The organism is Rhodococcus sp. 06-235-1A (assembly GCF_002258785.1).
GTDB lineage: Bacteria > Actinomycetota > Actinomycetes > Mycobacteriales > Mycobacteriaceae > Rhodococcoides.
The window spans coordinates 592869-600467 of sequence record NZ_NOYI01000013.1; the positions used below are offsets into that span (position 1 = coordinate 592869).

The 7599-nt window shown below is 63.7% G+C and carries 6 protein-coding genes and 1 rRNA gene; 5 read left to right on the forward strand and 2 right to left on the reverse strand.

The window, feature by feature from the left end; all coding sequences use genetic code 11:
- Nucleotides 1-12 precede the first annotated feature (12 nt).
- Both CH275_RS15860 and CH275_RS15865 read left to right on the forward strand, forming a co-directional pair.
- The gene (locus CH275_RS15860; RefSeq protein ID WP_094679224.1) at nt 13-3030 is read left to right on the forward strand and encodes an AMP-binding protein; all 3018 of its coding nucleotides are present in this window, start codon (nt 13-15) and stop codon (nt 3028-3030) included.
- 117 nt (nt 3031-3147) lie between these two features.
- Complete coding sequence (locus CH275_RS15865) at nt 3148-3354, forward strand: Trm112 family protein (RefSeq protein ID WP_094679225.1); 207 nt, start codon at nt 3148-3150, stop codon at nt 3352-3354.
- Nucleotides 3355-3399: 45 nt separating this feature from the next.
- Here CH275_RS15865 and CH275_RS15870 read toward each other — a convergent pair whose 3' ends face one another.
- Together CH275_RS15870 and CH275_RS15875 are read right to left on the reverse strand one after the other, a co-directional pair.
- Nucleotides 3400-4155: an ABC transporter permease gene (locus CH275_RS15870; protein WP_094679226.1), complete on the reverse strand. Its 756-nt coding sequence runs from the start codon at nt 4153-4155 to the stop codon at nt 3400-3402.
- On the reverse strand, nt 4152-4919 hold the full coding sequence (locus tag CH275_RS15875; protein ID WP_094679227.1) for an ABC transporter ATP-binding protein: 768 nt from the start codon (nt 4917-4919) through the stop codon (nt 4152-4154). Before CH275_RS15875 ends, CH275_RS15870 begins: the two co-directional genes overlap by 4 nt.
- 37 nt (nt 4920-4956) lie before the next feature.
- Between CH275_RS15875 and CH275_RS15880 the strand changes: the two genes are divergently transcribed.
- The 3 genes from CH275_RS15880 to CH275_RS15890 all read left to right on the forward strand — a co-directional run.
- Nucleotides 4957-5610, forward strand: coding sequence for a DNA-3-methyladenine glycosylase (locus CH275_RS15880; RefSeq protein ID WP_094679228.1), 654 nt, complete (start codon nt 4957-4959; stop codon nt 5608-5610).
- A gap of 38 nt (nt 5611-5648) precedes the next feature.
- The gene (gene tyrS / locus CH275_RS15885; RefSeq protein WP_094679320.1) at nt 5649-6923 is read left to right on the forward strand and encodes a tyrosine--tRNA ligase; all 1275 of its coding nucleotides are present in this window, start codon (nt 5649-5651) and stop codon (nt 6921-6923) included.
- 581 nt (nt 6924-7504) lie between these two features.
- Nucleotides 7505-7599 (forward strand): 16S ribosomal RNA (locus CH275_RS15890); the annotation flags it as partial.

The following is a 7599-nucleotide window of genomic DNA, read 5'->3' on the forward strand; positions in this document are numbered from 1 at the left end:
AGGAGTGTATTTGTGGGACTGAATGCAGACGCCGTACGTGGTCCACTGCGCCGTGCCATCGCCACGGCGCAGAACGGTCTCGAGGTCATCCGTCTCGGTGGTCTCGAGACCGAGGTGGATCCGTCGCCGTTTCGGGTGATGGACCGCGAGCCGATGTATCGCCTTCGGCGGTACTTCCCTGACGACGTTCCCGCGGACAGTCCTCCGGTGGTGCTCATTCCGCCGATGATGGTCTCCGCGGATGTGTACGACGTGACGACCGACCAGGGCGCGGCCGGAATCCTGCACGGTATGGGGCTGGATCCGTGGGTGGTCGACTTCGGCTCGCCGGATACCGAAGAAGGCGGGTGGGGCCGTACGCTCGCCGATCACGTCGTGGCGATCAGTGAGGTCGTCGACAAGTTGCACGAGCACACCGGCCGCGATGTACACCTGGGCGGATACTCCCAGGGCGGAATGTTCTGCTACCAGGCGGCTGCCTACCGAGGCGGCCGAAATCTGGCCAGTCTCATCACGTTCGGGGCTCCGGTCGACACGCTCGCCGGTTTGCCTCTCGGGATCCCGGCCGGAGTGGCGACGCGGGGTGCGGAGTTCCTGGCCGACCATGTGTTCACCCGGCTCGCTGTATCGGGTTGGATGGCGCGGACGGGATTCCAGCTCCTCGATCCGGCGAAGACCGTGCGGTCGCGAGTGGATTTTCTGCGTCAGTTGCACGACCGTGAGGCACTGTTGCCGCGCGAGCCGCAGCGCCGCTTTCTGGCCATGGACGGGTGGGTGGCGTGGTCCGGCCCGGCCGTTGCGGAGTTGTTGAAGCAGTTCGTCGTCCACAACCGCATGATGACCGGCGGGTTCGTCATCAAGGACAGATTGCTGACTCTGGCGGAGCTCACGGTTCCGGTGCTTGCCTTCGTCGGCGAGGTCGACGACATCGGTCAGCCGCTCGCGGTGCGGGGGATCCAACGAGCTGCGCCGCGAGCCCAGGTGTTCGAAACTACTTTGCGTGCAGGCCATTTCGGGCTGGTGGTCGGCAGCACAGCGGCTGCGCAGACGTGGCCGACGACCGGAAACTGGATTCGTTGGCGGGAGGACCTCGGACCGAAGCCCGAGGCGGTCCGCGTGATGGAACGCGAGGATCACGGCGACTCCGACAGTGGAGTGTCGATCACCAATCGATTGATCCATACCGCTGCCTCCATCGCAGAGGTGGGCGTCGGCGTCGGCCGCGGGCTCGCCTCCGCGGCGACCGGCGCGGTGCGCGGGACCAGAGAAATCTCGTCCGAAGCCGTGCGCACCTTGCCGCGGCTCGCGCGGCTCGGCCAGATGCAACCGCACAGTCGGGTCTCGTTGGGCCGCTTGATCGCCGAGCAGGGCCGCAAGTCACCGAACGGCGAATGCTTCCTGTTCGACGATCGAGTGCACACCTACGATGCCGTGAACGTTCGTATCGACAACGTGGTGCGCGGTCTGATCAGCGTCGGCGTGCGGCCTGCGTCGCGCATCGGTGTGTTGATGGAGACCCGTCCCAGTGCATTGGCCGCAATGGCGGCACTCTCGCGGATCGGCGCAGTGCCGGTTCTACTGCAGCCGGGCAGCGACCTCACTGCAGCCCTACGGACCGTCGACGTCGACACGGTGATCGCGGATCCGGAAAATGTTGCGGCTGCAGTTCCGGTGACACCCAACGTCCTGGTGCTCGGCGGCGGTGACACGCGGCAGCTCGACATTCCGTCCGGGTACGAGGTCACCGACCTCGAGGCCATCGATCCCGACGGTGTGCGTTTGCCCCAGTGGTACGAGCCCGATCCTGGTCGTGCACGCGAACTTGCGATGATCCTGTTCACCACGACCGATCGCGGTCTCGAGCCTCGATACATCACCAACCACCGCTGGGCGCTGTCGGCCTTCGGCACCGCCACCACGGCCGCGCTCGGTCCCGGTGACACTGTGTATTGCCTTGCACCGCTGCATCATTCGGCAGGGATCCTCGTCACGATCGGTGGCGCACTTGCGGGCGGATCGCGGATCGCACTCTCGCGTGGTCTCGAGCCCGAGCGGTTCAGCGAAGAGGTCTACCGCTACGGCGTCACCGTCGTGAGCTACACCTGGACGATGATGCGGCAAATCCTCGACGACGGCCGATTCCCTGTCGACTCCGGGCATCCGGTGCGGCTGTTCATCGGGTCCGGTATGCCGGTGGGGCTGTGGCGACGAACCCTCGCAAGATTCAGCCCGGCGCGGGTACTCGAGTTCTACGCCTCCACCGAGAACGACGTGATTCTGGCCAACGTGGCCGGCTCCAAGATCGGCTCGAAGGGCCGTCCGTTGCCCGGCAGCGCCCGGGTTGCTCTTGCGGCCTTTGACCCGATCACCGGGCGTCTCGAGGAGGACGACGACGGCTTCGTCCGGCAGTGCCGCGACGACGAGATCGGGCTACTTCTCGGCAGACCGAGCGGTGAAGGCGAGGCGACCAGTCACGTGATGCAGGGAGTTTTCGAACCCGCGGATGCGTGGATTCCCACCGAGAACCTCTTCCGGCGCGATTCCGACGGCGATTACTGGCTCATCGACCGCAAGGACACCGTTGTGCGATCGGCGTGCGGGCCGGTGTACACACAGCCCATCGTCGACGCCGTAGGGGATCTGGACCAGGTCGATTCGGCTGTGGTCTACGGAGTGCATGTCACGGTCGATCGTCCACGATCCGTCCGCGTCGAGGCGACTGCAAGCGAGGTGGCGGTCTGCGCCATATCGCTGCAGCCGGAAGCGGTGATCACCGCACGTGCGCTGACGGATGCTCTCGGTGCTTTGCTGCCTGCGGAGCGTCCGGCCATCGTGCACGTGGCGCCCGAAATTCCGGTCGGTCGCGCGTACCGTCCGAATGCGACGGCGCTGAAGAAGTCCGGGATCCCGACGCCGAGCGCGCGGTCCTGGTTCTACGACTCGGAGTCGAACAGCTACCGCCGACTGACCAAAGCTGTTGTCGCCGAACATTTCGTCGGGAAGGAAACAACGGCCGAAAAGTCGTCCTGAGAACGGAGCCTGCAGACACGATCCAGCAGGTGTGGGAAGAGGCGGTGCTGAAAACGGATTCGGTAGCGTTACCGAGTACACCACTCCGGTGCGACCGGAGCTGAACGAAGGATGCCTGTGGCAATCGATTCGACACTGTTGTCCATTCTCGCGTGCCCCGTGGACAAGGGTCCGCTGTTGCTGATCGAGGACGAACTGCTCTACAACCCGCGTTTGCGCCGCGCGTACCCGATAGAGAACGGCATTCCGGTCTTGCTCGCCGACGATGCCCGCGATGTCGACGACGCCGAGCACGAGTCGATTCTGGCCCGCGCCACCTCCTAGACGGGCTGGGCGCTCAGCGAGGTCATTGACTACGGGGGTCGCTGACTACTGGGTTCGTCGACGTAAAGTCGCGGCAGCCCCGGTCAGAGCGGCAACGGTGAACGCCACGACCACAGCGATATCGGTCCCCGTGCGCCCGGTGACGCCGGGGTGACGGGATATCTCCTGCAGAGCGTCGACCAGGTAGCTCAACGGTAGAACGTTGCTGATTGCGCTCAACCAGCTCGGCATCTGATCACGAGGTACCAGGAGACCACAGAGAAACAGCTGTGGGATCACGACGACCGGCATGAACTGAACTGCTTGAAATTCGGTGCGAGCGAATGCGCTGCACAGCAACCCGATCGCAACGCCGAGCATCGCTGCCAACACTGCGATCAGCAGAACCCAGCCGACCGAGCCCTCGATATCGAGCCCGAGAAATCCGAATGCAACGGCGCACGCGAGCAGGGCTTGTCCCACCGCGGCTAGCGAGAACGCGGAACCGTAGCTCGCCAGCAGGTCCAGCTTGGACATCGGAGTCGTCAGCAGGCGTTCGAGCGTTCCCGACGTCCGTTCGCGCTGCATCGCGATCGACGTGATCAGAAACATGACGACGAACGGCAGGATGCCGAGCATCGTGATCGCGATCCTGTCGAACAGCGACTGCTGGTTCGGTGGTGAGGGCACGTCTCGGTACAGGAAGTACAGCAGCACCATCAGCAGGGACGGCACGAGCAGAACCATGGCAACCGATCGGTGATCGGCTCTGAGCTGACGCAGAATTCGCACTGTCCCCGCTGCGTAGATGCGCGCGTTCACGATTGCTGCTCCGTAGACCTGATGAGCGAGAGAAATGCGCGATCGAGGGTCGGCTCGTTCGTCTGTGAGAGCAGCTCCTCCGGACTCGATTGGGCCAGCACGGTGCCGTCACGCATGAGAATGAGTCGGCTGCAGTGCTCCGCCTCCTCCATCACATGGCTCGAGATCAGCACTGTTGTGCCGCCTGCCGCGATATCGGCGAAACGCGACCACAGTTCCGAGCGCAGCACGGGATCCAAGCCGACGGTGGGCTCGTCGAGGACGATGAGTTCGGGTTCGGCGACCAGCGCACTGGCCAACGAGACCCGCCCGAGTTGGCCACCGGAGAGTTCGCCCGCACGGGACGCCGCGTGATCGGCGAGTCCGACTGCCTCGATGGCCGACGCCACCTCGGCGCGGCCGCGACCGTACAGCGACCCGAAGTACTGCACGTTCTCACGAACGGTGAGGTCGCGGTAGACACTCGGTGCCTGGGTCACATACCCGACTGTGCGACGCAACGGTGCCGAGCCGGCCGGACATCCGAGCACCGTCACGGTTCCGCCAGCCACGATCTGCGTGCCGACGATCGCGCGCATCAGGGTTGTCTTTCCGCATCCCGACGGACCCAGAAGTCCGGTGATGGCACCGCGAGGGATTGTCAGGGACAGATTGGACAGCACCGTTCGCTTGCCTCTGCGAACGGTCAGCCCGGTGATCTCGACGGCATGTTGCCCGGTGAATGCCATTCCGGCCTCCAGACTGTCATCGGATGGTGAAGTCATAGCCCCGTCGGCGCGTCCTGGTCAAGAGCGCAGCATCATGGGACGGGTGAACGCCGCTGATTTGGAAGCCGGAGAGCCGGACGACGCAGCCCGACGCATCCTCGGTGGAACCGTCCACGCAGGCGACGTGGCTCTGCGCATCGTGGAAGTCGAGGCCTACGGCGGTCCGGTCGACGGTCCGTGGCCCGATCCGGCGGCACATTCCTTCCGGGGGCCCACTGCTCGCAACGAGGTGATGTTCGGTCCGGCGGGCCGGCTGTACGTGTACCTGAGTTACGGCATGCACTTGTGCATGAACGTCAGCTGCGGTCCGGACGGGACGGCCGCCGCCGTGCTGCTGCGTGCGGGTGAAGTCGTGGCAGGTCAGGACATCGTCGAGGGCAGGCGCGCCGGCCGCAGTCCACGATCGCCGCGGGTCGAGGCCGGTTGGGCCCGTGGACCGGGCAACCTCGGCCGAGCACTGGGAGTCGCGCTGGCGGACAACGGAACGGAGCTGTTCGACGCGTCGTCCGCTGTCACCCTGGAACTGCTCGACCATCCGCTGCCGGAAAAGGCTGTCGCGTCCGGCCCGCGGGTCGGAGTGAGCCTGGCACCCGATCGCGAGTGGCGCTTCTGGATCCGCGGATCGTCGGCTGTATCGAGCTACAAACGCAGTCCCCGCGCTGCGCTGCCCGACGGCCCGTGGGCCTGACCGACGGTCCGATGCGTCCATGCGGGAAGATCGACGTCGTGAGTGAGAACATCGTCGACGAAATGACCTGGCGCGGCCTGATCGCGCAGTCCACCGATGTGGATGCGCTGAGGAAAGCGACGTCCGAGGGTCCGATCACGCTGTATTCCGGTTTCGATCCGACCGGTCCGTCGCTGCATGCAGGACACTTGGTGCCGTTGCTCGCGCTCAAGCGGTTCCAGCGGGCGGGGCATCGGCCGATCATTCTTGCCGGCGGTGCGACGGGACTCATAGGCGATCCCCGTGACGTGGGGGAGCGGACCATGAATTCTCCCGAGGTCGTGACCGAGTGGGCATCGCGGATTCGAGGTCAGCTGGAGCGGTTCGTCGATTTGGACGAGAGTCCGACCGGTGCTGTGGTGGTGAACAATCTGTCGTGGACGGGGGAGCTGTCCGCCATCGATTTCCTTCGCGACATCGGTAAGCACTTCTCGATCAATGTGATGCTTGCTCGCGAGACGGTGAAGAACAGGCTCGAGAGCGACGGAATGTCGTACACCGAGTTCAGCTACATGCTGCTGCAGGCCAACGACTACGTGCAGCTTCGCCGGCAGTACGGCTGCAGTCTCCAGATCGGCGGCTCCGATCAGTGGGGAAACATCATCGCCGGTGTGGAGCTGAACCGCCGCCAGGACGCCGAGTCGGTGCATGCCCTCACGGTTCCTCTGGTCACGTCCGCCGATGGCAAGAAGTTCGGCAAATCCACGGGTGGCGGCAGCCTGTGGCTCGACCCGGAGATGACGAGCCCATACGCCTGGTACCAGTACTTCGTGAATACCGGCGACGCGGACGTCGTGAAGTACCTGCGCTGGTTCACCTTCCTGTCGAAGGACGAGCTGGCTGAACTCGAGTCGGCAACTGCGGAGCGTCCACATGCGCGCGAAGCCCAGAAGCGCCTTGCCGCCGAGATGACCACACTCGTGCACGGGGAAGAGGCGACTCGATCGGTCGAACTCGCCAGTCAGGCACTCTTCGGACGAGCAGAGCTGGCAGAACTCGACGAGAAGACTCTTGCCGCGGCATTGCAGGAAGCGTCGGTGGCCGACATCGAGGCTGGAGCTCCGAACACCATCGTCGACCTGCTCGTTGCTACGGGACTGAGCGAAAGCAAGGGTGCTGCCCGGCGTGCGGTCAAGGAAGGCGGCGCGTCGGTCAACAACGTCAAGATCTCCGACGAAGAGTGGACGCCTACCGCGGACGACCTACTGCACGGCCGCTGGTTGGTGGTCCGACGCGGAAAGCGCAACTTCGCGGGTGCGCGAGTCGTCGGCTAGTTTGTGCTCGTCGTCAGTGGCCGGAGTCACATCCATGTAATTTGGTTACGACGCCCGTCTGGTGGGTAAGTAACCGGTTGCGACCAGGCTGTTCACACGATTCGCGTGTGAACGACCTGGGGATTTGACGCGTTGTTATCCGGGGCGTAACTTTGTCCAGGTCAGAGCGACACGGACGCCAGCTCAGACCGCAAGGCCTGAGCGACGCGGAGTTCGCTTCCGACAAGCCGAAGACAGTAGAGCCGAGAGGCTCCACTTCTTCTGGATGAAGAGCCGGTTTGACTGTGCTCGATCATCTGATCTAAGCTGGAACGGTTGCCCCGGACATCTTCGAGCATCTGCTCGATCGTGAATGGTGTGTGCGTGTTCTTTGAGAACTCAACAGTGTGTCGATGAATGTCAGTGCCGAATGTTTTTGGCGCTCAAGCCTTTTGGGGTTTGGGTGTGACATCTTCTTGCTTCATTCTTCCCGTCTGAGGTGAGAGGGTTTTATTTTTTGCTAGTTGAGTTTTTTTGCTAGTGATTTGACTTGATGTCTTTGACTGATTCACGGTCCTTCGGGATTGTTGTTTCGCAGGTCTTTTACGGAGAGTTTGATCCTGGCTCAGGACGAACGCTGGCGGCGTGCTTAACACATGCAAGTCGAGCGGTAAGGCCTTTCGGGGTACACGAGCGG